Here is a 19,126-nt window from a genome sequence, read left to right on the forward strand (position 1 = left end):
CGGCTAACATTCTCAAAAAAGTAGCGGCGACTTTGAAGTTTTCTCTCAAAGGAGTCAGTAGGGGCGTTTTGACTACGCCTTTAAGAGTCTATTTTTGGATGGCTTAAGAATCCCCTCCCTTTAGCAACGCGGAGGGAGGGGAGCAGTCAACTGAGTCCGAACCGCACTCACATCTTCAACTGTTTGTTGTGACATCTTTGCTTCACTTCAACCAAGGTAGAGACACGATCGATAACATCTCTACCATTAACTTATTGAACTTCAGTTTCCGTTTCCAGTGGTTCAGTTTGAGTTTCTAAATCTGGCGAATTAGTTGCCATTTGTTTAATTTGGTCTTTATACTTCGAGGGAGCGAGAGAAATAGCCGTCGTAAACAAAGGTTTAGCTTCCTGAATTTTCCCTTGTTGCTGCAAAACCAAAGCCTTAGCTAATACTGGACGAAAATCATCCTCATTTTCCTCAATAGCTCGATCGTAAACCGCGATCGCCTCAGCATATCGCTGTTGAGAAGCATAAACTTGACCTAAAAGCAACTCCAGTGCCGTAGGATCTATGGTACTAGCACCATTCACATTTTCTGCTTGCGTCGCCGTCTTTAAAGCATCCTGTAACAAACCAATTGCAGCTTCCGGACGATTTTGCGCCAAAAATAAATTCACCATCCCCTGCAAAGCATTAATATCTCCTGGTTTAGAGGCTAAAATCGTCTTATAAGCTTGAGCCGCACCTTCATAATCCCCAACTTGCTGTTTAGCTTGAGCAACTAAGACTAAATAATCGGTTTGCTGAGGATTTAACTGAGCTAACTTTTCTAAAGATTCAATTGCACCCTGGAGATCTCCCTGCTGTAAGCGAACCTCCACCAGTCCCCGTAAAGCAGTAGCATTTCCCGGTTCTCGCTGCAACACCAATTGATAACCCTTAGCTTCCGTTTCTAGTTCTGTTTGTTTTTCTTGAGATAAATTGAGACTAGATTCTGCTGTAGTTCTACCCACAAATTGATTTTCTTGGAGAACCGCAGTAATTAAAGGTAGCGTCCAAAAACCTAGGAATACTACTAGCATCAGTAGTAAAACCAAATAAAGCCAACGATTACGCTTTTGTTGAGATCCTGCCACAGTTTGATAACTCTTGCGCTCGACTAAAAGATTAAGATCGATCCTCTGGTTCCGGATCTACCTACTTACTCAGTGCATTGAGTAAAATGAGCAGACTGATACCAAATAACTCAACCATTCCTGCTACTGATTAGTGTTGACTCCAAGATAAAATATCGCTGGTACATCACCAACAGAGCCAGGAAACAATAGTGAGTCTTTTCTCATGGTAACTTCAATCTGCTACAGTTAAAAGTCATCTTGACTTTTGTAAGGGAATGTGTCTCCGCCCCAAGGAATTTATATGAATTTTTCTGTGAATCGGTTTTCCGAATCACCTCAACCTCCTGGCGACCAAACACCAGAGGAAGGTAACAACTCTAGGGAACACCAGAGTGCGACGACTGACAATTCGGAAAAAACTACCAAAAACACCAACGATCGTCCTGAAGCAAGTGCGAGTGAAAATAATCCCGCACCTTCTTCGCGAAAACAACCAATTCCTCCACCGACTGAACCAAGACAATATCGAGCTATTGGCTTGGTCAAAGGTAAATATCAACCTTCGGAGGAACAGTGGACGCGAGGCAATGTCATTACTTCTGATGACACCAGCCTCGATGCAGTTTTACTCGGTCGCACGATCGGCTTACTGAAAAATCACCTGGATTTAGACGAACCTCACCTTTGGGTTGTCTATCCTCGCACCAGACAAAATGAGAGTGAAATGCACGTCCAAATTGTCGGTGTTTGGGAACCAGAAACTCTCGATCGCCACGAAGAATCAGATCCGGCTTCTCAACCTTCAGATTCCTCAGCAGAAGCAGCAGAAGCTGCACCAACAATTGAAGACGGTTATTTTTCGATTCGCGGTGAAGTAATTTTTCATTCGCGCGAAGCCGAAAAGGTGGTTGTCAAAATTAGGCAATCTCCCAAACCGAGAGAGGAAAAGGGTAAATTCTTCAAGCTGGAGTTAAAAGGTTCTCTTCCTTCCGAACGTGCAGTCGGTCACTTTTGGGACTTGGAAGTACGGTTACAGGGGAATACCCTAATAGTGGAACAAGCAACGGATATCGGTCCATTGTTTTCGAGGAAGAAAAAGAATTTCCGCAAAAAAGGGAAAAAGTATCCTCCCAAAGGAAAAGGTAAGGGTAGACCAAACAAGAAACCAGAATCAGGTTCTTCAACTAGCTCGACTCCAAAACCAAAACCAACTCTCAAAGGGAAAAAGTCCCCACCAAAGAAAACCGATAATTAAGTGTCAGAGGTTGGGTATCGTTCGTTTAACCCAACCTATTCAAGGGCAATTTGCGCTCCCCAACGGTCTTGGGGCAAAAACGAGCGATCGCTGGCGATCGGGGCTACAGGTTCGCTGAGGGTGAATTTTCCGGCAACGATCCACTGTTTTAATTCTTCTGCTACTTGTCGCGATCGGTAAATGCTCGCAAGTGGGGCTGTACGCACGCTTTTACCTTCAATTTTGATTCGTCCGCTTTTGAGTTGGGCGTAGCTAACTAAGCCAAATGTTGGACGTACTCGCCGAGGAATCGAAAAATCGACTACTGGGGCGACGATATCTTTGTCTTGTACGGCAGCGCGGACAATTACTTCTTCATGCAATACGGGCAATGCTACTCCTACTCCTAACATTAAGGAAGGGCCGTATTTTTTGAAGTAGCAACCTCGTACCCAACGAGGATTCATTTGTTTAGCATCGCCGATTAAAGCGAGTGTAGCGGCAGGTCCCACGGGCGTGTGGTTGGGTAAGCGTTTTTGTAAAGGAAAATGCTGTGTTCCTTCCCAAGCTACATAACCAATAGCACCGCCGAGAAAAATACGGCTACCAATGCCGATTAATTGTAAATCTGGGTCGTTGAATAAAGGTGAAATAGCCCCCGGATTAGAATAAACCGCATTTCCCAATCGTGGCTGTAATGGACCGAGATAGGTATAAAGGGCGCGATCGCCTCCATTGACACCAACTATGAAATTTTGATATAAATTTCGAGGATTATATAGATAAAATTGATTAATTGTCTCCCGACTAATTGTTGTTTCTAGGCTTGCTCTCGGATAGCAGTCTGTTATCTGTCCTATAGCCCGTAAATTTATTGGTTTCCCAGCAATTAAATCTTCAATTACATGACCGCCGCCTCGTTCTATTGTCGAAGCTCCTTGGCGTGTCTCAATATCAGTTGCTTCTGTATTGCTGTAATCTGCCATTACTGTCGCTCCTAAATACAAATCTACAGCACCAAAACCAGCATAAGCAGGAACATTATCTAACCAGCACTGACGAATTTTTATCGGCGGATCTGTATGTCCTAAATTAATAATCGCCCCGGAAGATTCCATCGGCTCAAAGGTTCCAGTAGCGATTACATCTACTTCTTGAAAAGCCTTTTTTATCCCTCCTGTCTTGACTTTAGCTTTCAGTTCTTCTGTTGTCCAAACTACCGCTCGTTGACTGTTGATTTTTTCATTTATTTCTGCTATTGTTCGCATTCTTTTTACCAGAATATTTTGCCCTTGAAATGGTGAATCTGAGTAAATTATTTAATTGCCAAGAAAATTATTAGAAAAATTGATAAGAGTTAACCATGCTGATTATCTGCTGGTTTTTGCTCGTCATTTTCATTTTCAGTTGTACTGCTGTCAGAAGCTGCCGAAGTTTGCTCAGTTTTAGAGACGGCAATTGAAGGCTCATTATCGCGATCGTAAATATCAGTTTCTTCCCCAGAAGTAAAGTCAGTTTGCTCTAAACTAGCAATAACTTTAATTGTTCGATTTTTATCGTGAGCTTGCCAACTATCTAAAATATCATTAAATAACACTTCTTTCAGCCATACTTGACCGACTACTGTCAAAGGTAAAGCTAGAAATAGCCCTAAAAACCCAAAGAAAGAGGCAAAAAACACTTGCGCTAGTAAGGTTACTGCGGGTAATAAAGATACCTGTTGTGCCATTACTAAGGGAGTCAAAATTGTCCCTTCTACCTGTTGAATAATCACATAAAGAATCAAGACTGCGATCGCTTTCCAAGGATCTTCAAGCAAGGAAATAGCTATGGGTGGAATTACACTTAAAGCAGGTCCAATATTAGGAATAAAAGTTAGTAAACCTGCTAGCATTGCTTGAGATAATGCTAGAGGTATTCCTAATATTAATAATCCCACAAAACTAAAGACAGCAATAACTGCCATATTAAATAAAATTCCTAAAAGCCATCCTTGTAAGGCTTTGTCACACTGCAACAAAATCTCCTCGACTCGGCGACGATAAAATGAAGGAAATAAGCGTACAAATCCTCGGCGATAAGGTTCGGGATCTGCTAATAACATTAGGCTTAAAACTATGACGAGTAATAAGTTAAGTAAAACACCTAATGAGCTAGAAAAAAAGCTGATTCCACCGCCTAAAACTCGTTCAGCAAACGGTTGTAATTGACTGAAAAGTTGGTTGATATCGGGAAGATAATCAATTAGATCGGGATCGAGCCGATTTTTTAAGCTATAAAGCCAACTATTGATTTGTGCTAGTCCCTTGGGAACTAACTCTGCTAGTTGTTGAAACTGATCGGCAAAGGGAGGTACAATTAGCCAGAAGAATCCAACCAAAACAGTAACTACCAAAAATACTGATAGTAAGACAGCGTAACCCCGGTTTTGCAATCCCGATCGCTGAAATCTTTTGACAAGAATATTTAAGGCATTGGCAATAACAACCGCAGCGAAGAGTAACAGTAATACTTGCCTAATTTGCCACAGTATGTAGATGGCAACTACAAAAATAACTAAGCCAATCCATTTACCTAATGTCACAAATTTTATCTCCTCTTAGTGGGTAGTTGGGATTGGGGAGGTGGGGACTGGGGAGGTGGGTTCAGTTATCAGTGAACAGTAAACAGTTTATCCTTTTTGTCCTTTCCCTTTTCCCCCTCTTGCTTGCTTGTCTCCAATCTCTACTCTCTACTTTCTACTGATAACTGTTCACTGAAATCCCCAGTCCCCAATCCCTACCTCAGCTTTTAATTCGCCACAAAAGTGCTATTGTCAAGACTAGAGCAGGAATGCAGATCGCGATCGCAGCATTGGTGTTGCTGGGGGCGATGGGTAGAACTCGCCCTCCGTATTTGATTAAAACCGAGAGGATGACTGAAAAAAACAATACCTTGCCAATAAATCCTGTCTGAGTATCCATCAAAGTTCATCAATGGTAACGTAACGATTGTGATAATATCTCTATTTTGACCTCATAAGGAAGACTCTATGCCTCCCACTAGAAACCAGTCTCGTTTCAGATCTCGATGGTTTAACCGACGGGCGATCGTTCGTAACTTAGAATTTATCCAGGATTTGATCGTTGTCTGTTTAGGTATAGGCTTGCTTGTTGAGATGATTATCTTGCTGTGGGCAATTTTTAGTTCGTTGCTTGAACCTTTTAATTTTCAGGCGATTACGTCTGATATCCTATTTTTGTTAATTCTAGTGGAGTTATTTCGCCTTTTAATCAATTTCTTGGAAGAGCATCGGATCTCGGTAGGGGTGGCGGTTGAAGTGACGATTGTCTCGGTTTTACGAGAAATTATCGTTCATGGGGTGCTAGAAATTGAATGGGGTCAAGTTTTGGCGATTTGCGCGTTTTTGCTGGTTATGGGGGCGCTGCTGTTGATTTGTACTCAAACTCCTTATGCTTGTGAGTTGAAAAATGGAGATCGAGTTTCTGAGTCTTCGACAACAGCCGATGATGCTAAAACTAAAGTCGGTTTCTGAGTAATTAACTGGATTTGAGTTTAGTTTATTAGTTTAGGCGATCGCTTCGCGACACTGACTTTCTTTATTGGAGTGAATTTGAGATATTGGTAGTTCAATAATAAATTCTGTGCCTTCTCCTGGTTGAGAAAAACACTCAATTTTACCTTGATGTTTTTCAACAATAATTTGATGGCTAATTGAAAGTCCTAAACCAGTTCCTTTGCCAATGGGTTTGGTGGTAAAAAATGGTTCAAACATTTGCGAGATCCTTTCGCTGCTAATTCCTGGACCGTTATCGCCAATGTGGATCTGCACTTTTTCACCATTAATTACTTCTGTCCGAATCCAAATCTGAGGTTGAAAAATTTGATTATCTTCAAGATTTTCTTTTTCTTCGAGTGCATCGATCGCATTACCAAGCAAATTCATAAAAACTTGATTAATTTCTGAGGGATAGCAATCTACTGGTGGCAATTCTCCGTATTCTTTAATTATTTTAATCCCTGGATGAGAACCTTGTGCTTTGAGACGATTGCTTAAGATCAACAAGGTAGTTTCGATACCTTCATGAAGGTTGAAAGGTTGCATTTTGGCTTGACCGCGACGAGAAAAGTTGCGTAGGGAGGTTACTAATTTGTGAATTCGAGAGCTGCCTATTTCCATCGAAGATAAAGTTTTTGGCAAATCTTCGAGTAAAAAATCTAATTCTATTTGTGCGATAAAATCTTTGATTTCTGGCTTGGGTTGGGGATAATGTTGTTGATAAAGTTTAACTAAGTCGAGCAAATCTTGGGTGTATCCTTTGGCGTAGTTCAGGTTTCCACAAATAAAACTTACTGGGTTATTAATTTCGTGAGCTACGCCAGCTACTAATTGACCCAATGTGGACATTTTTTCGGTTTGTACGAGTTGGGCTTGGGTTTGTTTTAAGTCTTCTAAAGTTGTTTGTAGTTGCTTGGCGTGAGCTTGAGCGAGAGCGGCACTGGTACAACTTTCTTCGTAAAGTTTAGCTTGGTCGATGGCGATCGCTAGTTGCTCGACGACGGAAATTAACATTTCTATTTCTTGGTCTGTCCACACTCTTACTTGATTATGAGTACAAACGACGATCCCACTTGCTCCGGAACGAGTGTGAACTGGGGCAGCTAGTAACCCTTTCACGCGGACGTTTTTTAGTCGTAAACGGCTAATTTCATCTAAATTTGGACTATTTTCTAGGTCGTCGATCGCTAACCAGCTAGTTTCGAGAATGCGATTACCTAAAACTTCTACTACTTCGATACTGTTGGACTCGTTACAAGATTCTGGTTTGGTGCGATCGCAAACTGTCTGCGTGGCTTGAAAATAAGCTGGTACTGCCGATCGTATATACCACAAAAACAAACAACAGTCAATATTTAACAAGTCATGAATTTCATTGACCGCAATATTGACAATTGTGTCTGATTCGAGGGAGTCACGAATTTGGCTAGACAAACGATGTTGAAGTAATTTCTCCCTTTGCTGTAGTTCGCGATTTCTGGCTTCTGCTGCTAAAAGTTGTTGTTGAGTTTGACGTAATTGCTGATTGGAGGCGATTAATTCTGCCATCAGTCCTTCTAAAGCGCGGGATTTTTCTTCTAACTGACAGCTATATTCAATTCCGTTGCTAACTTCTTTGAGTAGATCGACAATTACTGGTACTGTAGGTGCTTGTAAGCGTTCGATTCCCAGCCAAGGTTCGGGCGCGATCGCGCGATTGCTATCCCAAACGAGCGTAAATTGTCCGTTTTGCTGTATTTTTCCAATCCGTAACGGTTTCCACAGATGATTATTTCCTTCAATAGTTACTTTTCCTACTGGTGCGACCAAATTTAATCCGATCGCCGCTTGACGCACTTTTGCGGTTGCAAACGATCCCGCTAATTCCACAGCTTGTTTCCAAAGATACACTGCGGTATAAGCTGCTTCAATGGGATCGCTAATTGCTCGTTGTTGACCGTATTTTTTTTGAAAATTAGCAACAAACTCTTGATTTTTGGGCGTATTAATGGTTTGAAAATAACTCCAAGCAGCATAGTGACCTTCTGGTACATTTGCTCCCAGGCGTTGCAGTTCTTCTTCGGAGATACTAACACTCATAATGGGGATCTCCGCCGCCGTTATTCCCGCTTCCTGATACTGTTGATAAAAAGCTAAATTACTCTCACCATTGAGGCTACTAAAAACCACATCTGGTTGAGCAAGTTTAATTTGCGCGATCGCCTCCTGAAAATCATTTGCTCCTATTTCTGCATATTCTTCCCCAACACAGCTACCACCAAAACGTTTGAGTTGAGCTTTGACAATTTTATTTGCAGTACGAGGATAAACGTGATCCGAACCGAGGAGATAAAATTTCGTCCCGACGTTATTTAACAACCAATTAACTGCTGGTTCAATTTGTTGATTGGGACAACTACCCGTATAGAAAATATTTGGTGAAGCTTCCAAACCCTCATATTGAGAAGGATACCAAAGCAAATTATTTAGTTGTTCTACCACAGGTAAAACCGCCTTCCGAGACGCAGAAGTCCAACCACCAAAAATTGTCGCTACTTGGGCTGACTCAATCAATTTTTTGGCTTCGCTAGCAAAAATTTTCGCCTTAGAAGCACCATCAGCAACAATTGGGACAATTTGCTTTCCCAACACACCACCAGTTGCATTAATTTCCGCGATCGCCATTAGTTCTGCATCTTGCAACGATGCTTCGCTAGTGGACATCGCTCCACTCTGTGAGTGCAAAATCCCTACATAAACAACCTTGTCTGACTCGACCACTGGCTGGCTTTTTTCTCTCATTATCGCGAAAACCTGTCAGTTTCTGCTTGTTTCTTTACTGTTTTAGCCTTTGACAATCAATTTATCGTGGGATTAACTAATTCTGTCCCACTGTTAATGATTAACCGATTGCCTGGTGGCTTATTTTTGAAGACAATTCTTGGCACTGTATTCTACAGCATCGTTAATTTTAAGAACTTTATCGCTCGACTTCTGTATTATTTAACACTTTTCTTCTCAGTAGTGCGATCCCGCCGTGCGATTCAGTTAGATTTCTCCACCTTAGATATACCGCTAAATCAGCAGAGTCTAGCACTCTTATCAGCGCAGCAATCGAGCCAATTTTCCTCTGCCAATAATTTAACCTCCAGCACAACCAATTTGCGCCGTAGAATTCAACCTGCGGCGCAATCAAAAAATTACAGTATAATCTCAAACCCCAATCGCGAACTTTCTCAGAGAAAATCCTCATTAGCTCGATTAACTTATTTAAGTTTCTGCTTAATGAAACCGATAAGTTGAGTTAGCTGCTTTTTCAAGCCCTCAATTTCTGTTTCCATTTTGGCAACTTTTTCCTTAAGTGCCTTCAATTGTGCCGCCGTTGCTGCATCTCCACCAACCGCAGCCCCACCAGCAACTTCTGTTTCTTTTGGTGCTGGTGGAGCAACTTTCATCGCGTGTTTAATTGCTTGAATTAGCTGCTTTTGCTCAAAAGGCTTTTCAACGAAAGCAAAATGCTCAAAGGGTTCGGGAAGTTTTTCCGTTACCTCTTCTTTACGTCCCGACATCAACACTAACGGAATTGAACGCAGTTTCGCACTTTTTTGTAATTCTTGATAGACTTCCCAACCACTCTTTTTCGGCAGCAGAAAATCCAACATGATTAAGTTGGGATTATCCGAGCGGATTTTATTGAGTCCTTCCATGCCATCTTTAGCTTCGATGACTTCTATGTTACCCGCCGGTAACATATCCTTTACTCTCATCCTGATAACTTTACTATCATCTATAACCAGGATCTTTTGTTTAGCTGCCACGATTGACTCCTTGAGAGGCGATTGAAAAAGATAGTGACATATTCCTACATCAAGTCAAAGATTACGATGTAGGCTTCTCACCAACTCCAGCCATTGCTTAGGATACTCGATGAGCTTTATTAACGACACGGGATGCCCCTCCGCGCCGGAACCAGACAAGAAAAATGGTGCAATAAACACTACATTTATATTTTATAAGGCATTCTGGCAATCCTGATGCAGCGATCGCTGCTGTTATCATAAATTATTCCCTCTAACATAATAAGTGTAGTTTTGGGCAAATCCTCGAAAATTGCCATGCCGACTAAGTTGCAATCAGAAGCTGAAAACCAATGGCGCCGAGAAATTGCTGCACTTCCTTCCTGGCTCAAACGTCCTTTGGGAAAAGCTAGTGAAATCTCTACAGTACAGCGAATTATTAAACAGCGTCAAATTCATACAATTTGTGAAGAGGGACGCTGTCCTAATCGAGGCGAATGTTATCGCCAAAAAACTGCTACTTTTCTGTTGATGGGATCTACTTGTACCCGTGCTTGTGCTTTCTGTCAAGTGGATAAAGGTCATGCACCAATGCCTTTAGACCCTCTCGAACCGCAAAAAGTTGCTGAATCTGTTCTACTTCTCGGTTTGCGCTATGTAGTTTTAACTTCTGTGGCTAGGGATGATTTAGCTGATGGCGGTGCTGGTTATTTTGCTACCACAATTAAAGCAATTCGTCAAGCAAATCCGGAAACAAAAATCGAAGTTTTGACACCTGATTTCTGGAGTGGTAAAGAAGCAGCAATAGCACAGAAAGAGCGAATCAAAACAGTAGTAGAAGCAGAACCAGCTTGTTACAATCACAACATTGAGACAGTACGACGGTTACAAGATCCGGTGCGACGGGGAGCAAAATACGATCGCTCCTTGAACCTCTTACGAATTGTCAAAGAACTTGCTCCCCAAATCCCCACGAAATCCGGCTTAATGTTAGGACATGGGGAAACCGAAGCCGAAATCATCAGCACAATGGCAGATTTATTAGCCGTAGGCTGCGATCGCCTCACTCTCGGTCAATATTTGCGCCCTTCACTAAAGCACCTCCCTGTGCGAAAATATTGGACACCAGCAGAATTTGACCAACTTGGCAACATTGCTCGCCAAATGGGTTTTACTCACGTTCGTTCTGGTCCTTTGGTACGCAGTTCCTACCACGCTGGTGAGTGAGTGGGGGTTTCTTTCAGTGAACAGTTATCAGTAGAGAGTAGAGAGTAGAGATTGGAGACAAGGAAGAGGGGGTTTTCAGTGAACAGTGAACAGTTATCAGTTGTAAGTTATCAGTTATCCATAGAGAGTGGAGACTAGGGAGACTTAGGAGATAAACTGTTAACTGCTAACTGGTCACTGTTAACTGTTCACTGTTCCCACCTCCCCAGTCCCCAATCCCCGATCGCAATCCATGAAGATTTGCCACAAAATTGTCAAAAAGTAGCAAAATTTTGGTATTTCTTAAGCAAGTTTACCAATTGTATCAATTTAGGAGAAGTAAAAATGGCTAATGACCGTCCAGTACCTCAATCAGGAAAGCCACCCTATCCTTTTCGCACTGGTTGGGCGATCTTTCTGTTAGCAGGTAACTTACTGATCGCAGCAATGTATTTTCACATCATCAACCTCTAGAAAATACCTGAACAGTTAAACTAAACTGGTCGAACAGGGATACAGCGATCGCTGTATCCCTTAATTATTGAGTATCGGGAAAGGGACTGGGGACAAGGGAGACAAGGAGGATAAACTGATAACTGATAACTATCCATTAATAATTAACTAAAAGTAAAGAAAATTGATCGGCTATCTCAAAGGTAAAGTAACTAATATCATCAAAAGCACAAATAATCGGCTGATTCTGATTTTAGAAGTAAACCAGATCGGCTATGAAGTGCAAATAGCTTCACGTTTAGCGCGTCAGTTGGAAGAAAATACTTCTGATGAGTCAGTGCAAATTTTTACACACTTACAAATCCGGGAAGACCAACAAATATTATATGGTTTTGCTTCGGCGGCGGAGAGAGATTTATTTCGTCAATTAATCAGTGTAAGTGGAATTGGCACTCAATTAGCGATCGCCGCGATCGACACTTTGGGATTACCTAACTTAGTCGAAGCGATCGTTACTGGTAACATTCCCACGTTAGTAAAAATTCCTGGAGTCGGGAAAAAAACCGCCGAACGAATTGCTTTAGAATTAAGAACGAAACTCGCTCAATGGCGACAAGCAGTAGGAGTTGCTACACCAGCTAACTCAGCAACCCCAGCCAATGCTCTTACTGAAGATGTGGAAATGACATTATTAGCATTAGGATACAGCAACAGCGAAATCGAACAAGCACTTTCCGCCCTTTCTCAAGATAGTCAAATGCTGAAAAATACTAAAGCCGAAGACTGGATTAAAAATGCGATCGCCTGGTTAAGTCAGTGAGTTAGCAATTTTAACACTCACCAATAGGCGGAAAAACTCATTTCAATTATGGGAATGCCAAAACCTCTTTGTCCTCCATCTAAAGCGCGATCGCCGCAACCAGCTAGTCTATCTCTTCAGAGCGATTATTTTTTCACTGAACAAGCGCGAAAATATCGTCATCTACAACTTTAACTTTTTTAACTTTTTGCTAAGGACGGTTGTTAAATGGCAAGTCCAATTGAATTCAACTTATTTGCACCTTACAACAAAAAAGCTTCTTTAATCGGATCTTTTTCCAACTGGGAAGAAATTCCGATGGAAAAAGGAGATGATGGTCATTTTCGAGTTACAGTTGAATTGGAAGACGGCGAATATCTTTATAAATATCGCATTCAATCTAAATCTCATTTTTTTGAACCAGATCGATGGGTAGATATTGTCGATCCCTATGCTACCGAAGTTGTTGACGATGCACTCCAAAATGGTGTGGTACGCATCAAAGATGGTGAAAGAATAATCGATACTTATGTCTGGATGCACGACAACAAACCTTTACCTCCCGACGAACAATTAGTCATCTATGAAATGCACGTTGGCGACTTTTCAGGAGGTGAAGACGATCCCTACCAACGCGGCAAATACGAAAATGTTATTGAAAAATTAGATTACCTTTGCGAACTGGGAATTAACGCGATCGAATTAATGCCAATTAAAGAATATCCTGGCGACCATAGTTGGGGTTATAACCCGCGTTATTTCTTCGCTACTGAGTCTAGTTACGGTTCCACAGCCGACTTAAAACAGATGATAGATGAATGTCACAATCGCGGCATTCGTGTAATTATCGACGGTATTTATAACCACTCAGAATCAGAATGTCCTCTAACCCAAATTGACCACGATTATTGGTATCATCACGATCCTAAAGACTCCGAATTTAATTGGGGACCTGAATTTAATTACCATCACTATGACGAAAATTTAGACATTAAACCAGCTTGGGAATTTATCGGTAATACAGTACGTTTTTGGGTTGAAGAATATCACATTGATGGTATTCGCTATGATGCAGCTAAGCAAATCGACAACTTTGAATTTTTGCATTGGATTGTCGATGAAACCCATCGTGTCGCGAATATGAAACCATTTTATAATGTTGCCGAACACATTCCCGACATTCCTAGTATTACTAATTACGATGGTCCAATGGATGGTTGTTGGCACGATAGTTTTTATCATACAATTGTGCCGCACATCTGTGGCGATACTTTTGAATTAGAGCGACTCAAAGATGTTATTGATTGTAAGCGTCAAGGTTTCATGGGCGCAAGTAATGTGGTTAATTACATCGCTAATCATGACCAACAACGTCTGATGGTAGAGTTAGGAAATCGGAATGTTTTTGACGAAGCTGCTTTCAAGCGAATTAAGTTGGGAGTTGCTTTATTAATGACAGCCGTTGGTATTCCAATGGTTTGGATGGGTGAAGAATTTGGTGAATATAAACCGAAAACAATTGAATCTGCTAAAATTGATTGGTCTTTGCTAAAAAATGACGAAAACCGAAGTTTATTTGCATGGTATAAAGGGCTGATTGGACTGCGGAGAAATAACCACGCCCTTTATACAGAAAATATTAACTTCTTTCATGAAAATGCTGAAGCAAAAGTTCTGGCTTATGTACGTTGGAATGGAGAAGGTTCCCGTGTTGTAGTTGTGGCTAATTTCTCAGATAATTACTTGGCTGATTACGAAGTTACTAACTTTCCTGAAAATGGCACTTGGCACGAGTGGACTCGCGATTATAATCTGGAAGTTAATGATGGTAAACTTGTGACTGATTTACCCGAATGGGAAGCGAAAGTGTTTGTTTGGCAATAGTTGACTTCTATTAGTTAGTAGTGAGGGCTAAAGCCCTCTAACTAATCTTTTTATTAGGAAACTTTTTCCGATGAAGTATACAACTTTTTGCTACTAATCATCAGCTTGTAAAGAGGTTAAGTGCAAGCTTTCTACATAAGATCTGTAGCATTTTTTCATTTTATATTACTTTCGATAAATTAATTATTAGTGAGGATTTCTCGTCTCCAATAATTAAAGTTTGCTTGACTTAAAAGCCCGAAAATTTCCTAACTGAACTAAGCAGCCATTCGTACTTTAATGATGACAAAAGAACGTAAACGCTGTAAACTCAAAGTTTGACCTAAATTGAGAGGTAAAAGGGAGATTCCTTCTAAACGAGATTGTACCCAACCATCTCCCCAAACCCATTCATGATAGCCATCAATACCTTGACTTAATAGCGATCGCAAACAGTTATCTGAAGCTACTTGGACGTGATGCGCGATCGCTACAGGTCCGCTCCAACTGGCGAACGTTAATCCTGATTCTAACCTTTCTGGCAATCCGGATGACAATTGTTGCGGCATTAACCACTGACGTAGGTTACTCGTTAGCAGTAAACTATCACCAATGACACTCGCAGGTGCGTCTATTTCAATCCGAAGCTCGCTTTTTTGGAATTTTCCTAGCATAATTAGTCGATTTTGTCAAAGATAAAAGGGAAAAACTTGCTTATCCCTGTCCTTAAGTTAACAAACAACCATCAAGGACGAACAACCGAGAGTCTTCTGGCAACGTTAAGATAAAACAAGAGCCTGTTAAGAAATGTAAGGATTTTCATGGTTGACAAATTAATTCGCGCTACAGCAGCAGATGGTGGAATTAGAGCAGTTGGCGTAATTACAACTCGTTTAACCGAAGAAGCCAGACAACGACACAAACTTTCCTATGTGGCTACAGCAGCGTTAGGACGTACAATGTCGGCTGGTTTGCTTTTAGTTTCCAGCATGAAGAAAGAAGGTTCGAGAGTCAACATCCGCATTCGTGGTAATGGACCTTTAGGCGGGTTGCTGGTAGATGCTGGTTTAGATGGTACGGTGAGGGGCTATGTCGATAATCCCGGAGTCGAATTACCACCGAACCATCTGGGTAAACTTGACGTTGGTAGTGCTATTGGTCGAGACGGTTATCTTTATGTAGTGCGGGATGTCGGTTATGGCTATCCCTATTCGAGTACAGTGGGACTAGTTTCGGGGGAAATTGGCGACGATATTACTCATTATCTGGTGAGTTCCGAACAAACTCCTTCAGCGTTGTTGGTTGGGGTTTTTGTTGGGGCTGAGGGCGTAACGGCGGCGGGTGGAATTCTCTTGCAAGTAATGCCCAAAGCTGCTAGAGATGAAGAATTGGTCAAAACTTTAGAGTCTCGCGTCGCCCAACTTTCCGGATTTACACCTTTACTGCGCTTGGGGAAAACTTTACCAGAGATATTGACACAGTTGCTTGGTGACATGGGACTGGTAATTTTACCAGAAGTGCAAATGGTACGCTTTCATTGTCGCTGCTCATTCGCGCGAGTTTTAGGTGCGTTGAAAATGTTAGGAGTAGACGAACTTCAGGATATGATCGTCAAAGACGACGGTGCTGAAGCAACCTGTGACTTTTGTGGAGAAGTTTACCACGCCAGTAGTAATCAATTAGAGCGTTTAATTGAAGATTTGCAAGCTGAGTCAGTGTAATTGAGATATTTGGAGATTTGCCTGCTTTGCATCGGGACAGAGGTAGCGCTTTTCTCAAGGGGAAAATGTTAAAAACTTCCTGGGTGTGCTGAAATAGCTACTGAGAGTCGGTAGTTAGGGGTATAGGGTAATTGTTATTATCCGTCGTAGGGTAGTGTTATTCTTTACCCCTTGCCGAAAATATAATATTGGTTCTAAAGCCCGATCTTAATTTCGGCTAATCCTGAGTAAATTTGCTTAGAAAGCTTTTTCGGGAAATACTTGAGTCAAGTCTACCTGATGCTCAAAAATGTTTCACTTACATTTAGCAGTGTCTTGTAAGGTTGGCGTAGCGATCGCGTTTCCCGCTCTAAACTATAGCTTTTTCTAAATCAGAGCGCTAAGATAACTACGGCGAGTCTGTTAAAAATAGAATAGTGTTGGTAAAGTAGAGCAAAAGGAGGGAAAAATGAGACAAAATCCCTCATCAAAATAATTGCTCAACAGAAGCAAACAAAAATAACTCTGACAATCAATGGTGACAACTACGGGAAGTAAAAACTAATCAATAATGATTTGCCACAGGTAAAAGCCAAACTCGTCCCTTTCCGTAAACAATTTTCGGGCTTTGTATTCCAACACCAAAGCTTCGTGATAAAATCGGGCAACTTTCGTTCCTAGGAAAACTTAGGAGTTATGACGCTTAATCAGGATATTCCCGACCCTTGGCAAACTGGCGAGGATAAAGTGCCAAAAAAACGGCGCAAACGGCGTAATGCTGAACCAGGTCGTGCAACTCCTACTGGATTTCCAGCGAAGACGCACAAAATTTCTCAAGCCATGCAGCAAAATCGTTCTCCAAGATCTCAAACTGGCACTATTGAAACTCCTGAAGGGAAAAATAGTCAGCCAGAAATATCGCCCCAGGTGGAAACAAAAGCGAGATTTCGCCTCAATGGATATTTTTGGGCAACCTTAGCGGTTTTGGTAACTGGGAGTATTGGTTTCACGGCAACGACCAAGTTGTTACATTTGCCAGCAGTACCTAATTGTCCGAAGATTTATTGGCCGATGGCTTCGGCTTCAATGCGGTTGTATTGTGCTGAGATAGCGGCTTCTAAGCTAACGACGGAAGATTTGTTAGAGGCGATCGATTTGGTGGAAAGTTTGCCATCAGATCATCCTTTGCGCCCGGAAATTAATCGTAAGGTGGAAGAGTGGTCGCTGGAAATTTTGAAGATTGGGGAACAGCAGTTTCAAGAAGGTTTCCTGGATGAGGCGATCGCGACGGCAAGAAAAATTCCTCGCCATGTGAAAGCTTATGGTTTGATTGAAGACAAGATTGAGAAATGGAATTCGATTTGGGATGAAGCTGAGGCAATTGATGCGGAAGTGGAAAATCAATTGCGTCAGTCGAATTGGAATCAAGCTTTTCGGGTAGGCGTGAAGTTAACTAATATTGGGAATAGATATTGGGCGACGGTTCGCTATGAAGAAATGGTGACGAAAATCCAAATCGCGAAGGAGGAAAGCAGTAAGTTAGATAAAGCTTTTGCTTTGCTACGACGCGGTGGTGTGGATAATTTGCTCGAGGCGATCGCCCAGGCTGAAGACATTAGCAAGGAAAGTTACGCTTATCAAGAAGCACAAAATTTGCTGAAGAAAGCGGGTGAAAAATTGCTCGCGATCGCCCGTCAAGCTATCGATAATAATAATTGGTCGTTGGTTACTCAAGTTGCTGGCAAAATTCCTGATTCTCTGGATTTAGAGGATGAAGTTCGGGATATGAAGGATTTAGGGGTTGCAGGTTCTAATGCTTCGAGTGGGACAATTACTAGTTTAGAAGTGGCGATCGCCTCGGCGCAAAAGATTGCTTCGGGTCGTCCTTTGTATAATAAGGCGCAAAAATTAATTGCTCGCTGGCAGTTGGAAATTGAAGATGTGGCACATTTGGAGAGGGCGCGGGCTTTGGCGGCTTCGGGTGAAATTGGCGATTTGACTACGGCGATCGCGGAAGCCCAGTTGATTCCTCGCTTTAATCCTCGCTACCAAGAAGCCCAACAAGAAATTGGACGCTGGCGATCGCAGGTTCAAGTTAAACAAGATCGACCGATTCTCGAACGGGCGACTCAGTTGGCGACTTACGGTGGGATTGCTTCTTTACAAGATGCGGTGGATGAGGCAAGTAAAATTAATTCTGGTCGTCCTCTCTATTCGGAAGCGCAAGACAAGGTTAATCAGTGGAATTCTCGCATTCAACGAGAACAAGATCGACCATTTTTGGATCAAGCAGTAGCTTTGGCTAATGCAGGGAATTTACCCGCCGCTATTGATGCAGCCGAACAAATTCGCCAAGGAAGAGCGCTTTATAATGAGGCTCAAGGTAAAATTAGCGAATGGCGCAGAGAAATTAAGGCGAGAGATGACCTACAACGAGCATACCAGATCGCGATCGCGGAAACTCCCGATGCTTTAGTTAGAGCGATTAATACTGCGAGACAGGTTCCTAATTCGACGAAGGTTTCTCGACAAAGCAGAGATGCAGTAGAACGTTGGAGCAATCGACTTTTATCTTTAGCACAGCAACAAGCAGGCTACGATGTTAAAGAGGCGATCGCGATCGCGGAATTGGTTCCTCAAGGTACTAATGCTTATCAGTCTGCAAGGGCTTTAATTAATGACTGGACAAAAGAGTTTGAACCACCTCCTTTACCTCCAATTCCTCCACAAGCAAGCGAACCGGAACCACCTCCTCCCCCTCCCCCTACTTATTCTACTGATGCGGAACAGCTTTAATGGGGACTGGGGATTGGTGATTGGTGATTGGGGACTAGGTTCAGTTAGCAGTTAACAGTGAACAGTTATCAGTTAGTAGTTAGCAGTGATTAAGCAGCAGTGAAAAGTTATCAGTTTATCCTCTAATTCCTCCTTGTCTTCCCCCTCCCCCTTGTCTTCCTTGTCTTCCAGTCCCCAGTCCCCAGTCCCCAGTCCCCAATAATGAGAAATAATGTTATCTTCTAGAAAAAATCGCCTAGCTATCGTCAAATGACGCTTCTAAATAATCGGTATCGAATCCTACAAACATTAGGTAGAGGTGGGTTTGGAGAGACTTTTCTCGCAGAAGATACCCAAATGCCATCGAATCGGCGGTGCGTAATTAAAAAGCTTAAACCACAAAATAATAATCCGCAAATTTATCAGTTAGTTAAAGATCGATTTGCTAGAGAAGCCGCAATTTTAGAAGAATTGGGTGAGAAAAATCAGCAAATTCCTTGTCTTTATGCTTATTTCGAGTTTGGTGGTGAATTTTATTTAGTTCAAGAATGGATTTCGGGAGTTACACTTACTCAGAAACTTCAACAAGAAGGAATTTTAAGCGAAAGTTCGGTTAAAGAAATCTTAATTGGGATTTTGCCAGTTTTAGATTATCTTCACA

17 protein-coding genes are annotated in these 19,126 nt (G+C 41.9%); 10 read left to right on the forward strand and 7 right to left on the reverse strand.

The genetic code is table 11. The features are described from left to right. Positions 1–251: 251 nt before the first annotated feature. The gene (locus tag G3T18_RS21215) at positions 252–1,118 is read right to left on the reverse strand and encodes a tetratricopeptide repeat protein (protein ID WP_224412590.1); all 867 of its coding nucleotides are present in this window, start codon (positions 1,116–1,118) and stop codon (positions 252–254) included. 283 nt (positions 1,119–1,401) lie between these two features. Here G3T18_RS21215 and G3T18_RS21220 point away from each other — a divergent pair, with 283 nt between their 5' ends. Beyond that, positions 1,402–2,355, forward strand: a complete 954-nt coding sequence (locus G3T18_RS21220) for a hypothetical protein (RefSeq protein ID WP_224412591.1) — start codon at positions 1,402–1,404, stop codon at positions 2,353–2,355. 35 nt (positions 2,356–2,390) lie between these two features. On the opposite strand, the gene G3T18_RS21225 is transcribed toward G3T18_RS21220, so the two are convergent. From G3T18_RS21225 to G3T18_RS21235, 3 genes are all read right to left on the reverse strand, one after another. Beyond that, entirely contained in the window at positions 2,391–3,602 is a 1,212-nt protein-coding gene (locus G3T18_RS21225) for a homocysteine biosynthesis protein (protein WP_224412592.1), read from the reverse strand. An 89-nt stretch (positions 3,603–3,691) separates the two neighbouring features. After that, the gene (locus G3T18_RS21230; protein WP_224412593.1) at positions 3,692–4,918 is read right to left on the reverse strand and encodes an AI-2E family transporter; all 1,227 of its coding nucleotides are present in this window, start codon (positions 4,916–4,918) and stop codon (positions 3,692–3,694) included. 199 nt (positions 4,919–5,117) lie between these two features. Next, the gene (locus G3T18_RS21235) at positions 5,118–5,297 is read right to left on the reverse strand and encodes a hypothetical protein (RefSeq protein ID WP_224412594.1); all 180 of its coding nucleotides are present in this window, start codon (positions 5,295–5,297) and stop codon (positions 5,118–5,120) included. A gap of 68 nt (positions 5,298–5,365) precedes the next feature. Here G3T18_RS21235 and G3T18_RS21240 point away from each other — a divergent pair, with 68 nt between their 5' ends. Then, the gene (locus tag G3T18_RS21240) at positions 5,366–5,869 is read left to right on the forward strand and encodes a phosphate-starvation-inducible PsiE family protein (RefSeq protein WP_224412595.1); all 504 of its coding nucleotides are present in this window, start codon (positions 5,366–5,368) and stop codon (positions 5,867–5,869) included. Positions 5,870–5,902: 33 nt separating this feature from the next. Here the strand turns inward: G3T18_RS21240 and urtA are convergent, their stop codons facing one another. Continuing rightward, positions 5,903–8,674 (reverse strand): urea ABC transporter substrate-binding protein, encoded by a 2,772-nt coding sequence (urtA, locus tag G3T18_RS21245; RefSeq protein WP_224412596.1) that lies wholly within the window; start codon positions 8,672–8,674, stop codon positions 5,903–5,905. Between the two features lie 464 nt (positions 8,675–9,138). Continuing rightward, positions 9,139–9,690 (reverse strand): response regulator, encoded by a 552-nt coding sequence (locus G3T18_RS21250; RefSeq protein ID WP_224412597.1) that lies wholly within the window; start codon positions 9,688–9,690, stop codon positions 9,139–9,141. A gap of 297 nt (positions 9,691–9,987) precedes the next feature. On the opposite strand from G3T18_RS21250, the gene lipA reads away from it, so the two are divergent. From lipA to G3T18_RS21270, 5 genes are all read left to right on the forward strand, one after another. Next, positions 9,988–10,896 carry a lipoyl synthase gene (gene lipA / locus G3T18_RS21255; RefSeq protein ID WP_224412598.1) on the forward strand — a complete coding sequence of 303 codons (909 nt, stop codon included), beginning with the start codon at positions 9,988–9,990 and terminating at the stop codon, positions 10,894–10,896. Between the two features lie 324 nt (positions 10,897–11,220). Beyond that, entirely contained in the window at positions 11,221–11,349 is a 129-nt protein-coding gene (psaX, locus tag G3T18_RS21260; RefSeq protein ID WP_224412599.1) for a photosystem I protein PsaX, read from the forward strand. Positions 11,350–11,512: 163 nt separating this feature from the next. Continuing rightward, positions 11,513–12,148 carry a Holliday junction branch migration protein RuvA gene (gene ruvA, locus G3T18_RS21265; RefSeq protein WP_224412600.1) on the forward strand — a complete coding sequence of 212 codons (636 nt, stop codon included), beginning with the start codon at positions 11,513–11,515 and terminating at the stop codon, positions 12,146–12,148. A 48-nt stretch (positions 12,149–12,196) separates the two neighbouring features. Beyond that, complete coding sequence (locus G3T18_RS25640) at positions 12,197–12,322, forward strand: hypothetical protein (protein WP_263480521.1); 126 nt, start codon at positions 12,197–12,199, stop codon at positions 12,320–12,322. 33 nt (positions 12,323–12,355) lie between these two features. After that, entirely contained in the window at positions 12,356–14,011 is a 1,656-nt protein-coding gene (locus G3T18_RS21270; RefSeq protein WP_224412601.1) for an alpha-amylase family glycosyl hydrolase, read from the forward strand. Positions 14,012–14,268: 257 nt separating this feature from the next. On the opposite strand, the gene G3T18_RS21275 is transcribed toward G3T18_RS21270, so the two are convergent. After that, positions 14,269–14,664: a hypothetical protein gene (locus G3T18_RS21275; protein WP_224412602.1), complete on the reverse strand. Its 396-nt coding sequence runs from the start codon at positions 14,662–14,664 to the stop codon at positions 14,269–14,271. Positions 14,665–14,811: 147 nt separating this feature from the next. Here G3T18_RS21275 and hslO point away from each other — a divergent pair, with 147 nt between their 5' ends. The 3 genes from hslO to G3T18_RS21290 form a co-directional block, all read left to right on the forward strand. Further along, entirely contained in the window at positions 14,812–15,711 is a 900-nt protein-coding gene (hslO, locus tag G3T18_RS21280) for an Hsp33 family molecular chaperone HslO (protein ID WP_224412603.1), read from the forward strand. A gap of 675 nt (positions 15,712–16,386) precedes the next feature. Further along, on the forward strand, positions 16,387–18,486 hold the full coding sequence (locus G3T18_RS21285) for a chromosome segregation ATPase (protein ID WP_224412604.1): 2,100 nt from the start codon (positions 16,387–16,389) through the stop codon (positions 18,484–18,486). Positions 18,487–18,735: 249 nt separating this feature from the next. Further along, a partial coding sequence (locus G3T18_RS21290; RefSeq protein ID WP_224412605.1) for a protein kinase domain-containing protein occupies positions 18,736–19,126 on the forward strand: 391 nt, incomplete at its 3' end.

The sequence above is a fragment of the Oscillatoria salina IIICB1 genome (assembly GCF_020144665.1).
Taxonomy (GTDB): Bacteria; Cyanobacteriota; Cyanobacteriia; order Cyanobacteriales; family SIO1D9; genus IIICB1.

Excerpts from the sequence above, each read along its gene's own strand:
- G3T18_RS21220 (WP_224412591.1), top strand. The coding sequence starts at position 1,402 with ATGAATTTTTCTGTGAATCGGTTTTCCGAATCACCTCAACCTCCTGGC.
- G3T18_RS21225 (WP_224412592.1), bottom strand. The coding sequence starts at position 3,602 with ATGCGAACAATAGCAGAAATAAATGAAAAAATCAACAGTCAACGAGCG.
- G3T18_RS21235 (WP_224412594.1), bottom strand. The coding sequence starts at position 5,297 with ATGGATACTCAGACAGGATTTATTGGCAAGGTATTGTTTTTTTCAGTC.
- G3T18_RS21240 (WP_224412595.1), top strand. The coding sequence starts at position 5,366 with ATGCCTCCCACTAGAAACCAGTCTCGTTTCAGATCTCGATGGTTTAAC.
- urtA (WP_224412596.1), bottom strand. The coding sequence starts at position 8,674 with ATGAGAGAAAAAAGCCAGCCAGTGGTCGAGTCAGACAAGGTTGTTTAT.
- lipA (WP_224412598.1), top strand. The coding sequence starts at position 9,988 with ATGCCGACTAAGTTGCAATCAGAAGCTGAAAACCAATGGCGCCGAGAA.
- psaX (WP_224412599.1), top strand. The coding sequence starts at position 11,221 with ATGGCTAATGACCGTCCAGTACCTCAATCAGGAAAGCCACCCTATCCT.
- G3T18_RS25640 (WP_263480521.1), top strand. The coding sequence starts at position 12,197 with ATGGGAATGCCAAAACCTCTTTGTCCTCCATCTAAAGCGCGATCGCCG.
- G3T18_RS21270 (WP_224412601.1), top strand. The coding sequence starts at position 12,356 with ATGGCAAGTCCAATTGAATTCAACTTATTTGCACCTTACAACAAAAAA.
- G3T18_RS21275 (WP_224412602.1), bottom strand. The coding sequence starts at position 14,664 with ATGCTAGGAAAATTCCAAAAAAGCGAGCTTCGGATTGAAATAGACGCA.
- hslO (WP_224412603.1), top strand. The coding sequence starts at position 14,812 with ATGGTTGACAAATTAATTCGCGCTACAGCAGCAGATGGTGGAATTAGA.
- G3T18_RS21285 (WP_224412604.1), top strand. The coding sequence starts at position 16,387 with ATGACGCTTAATCAGGATATTCCCGACCCTTGGCAAACTGGCGAGGAT.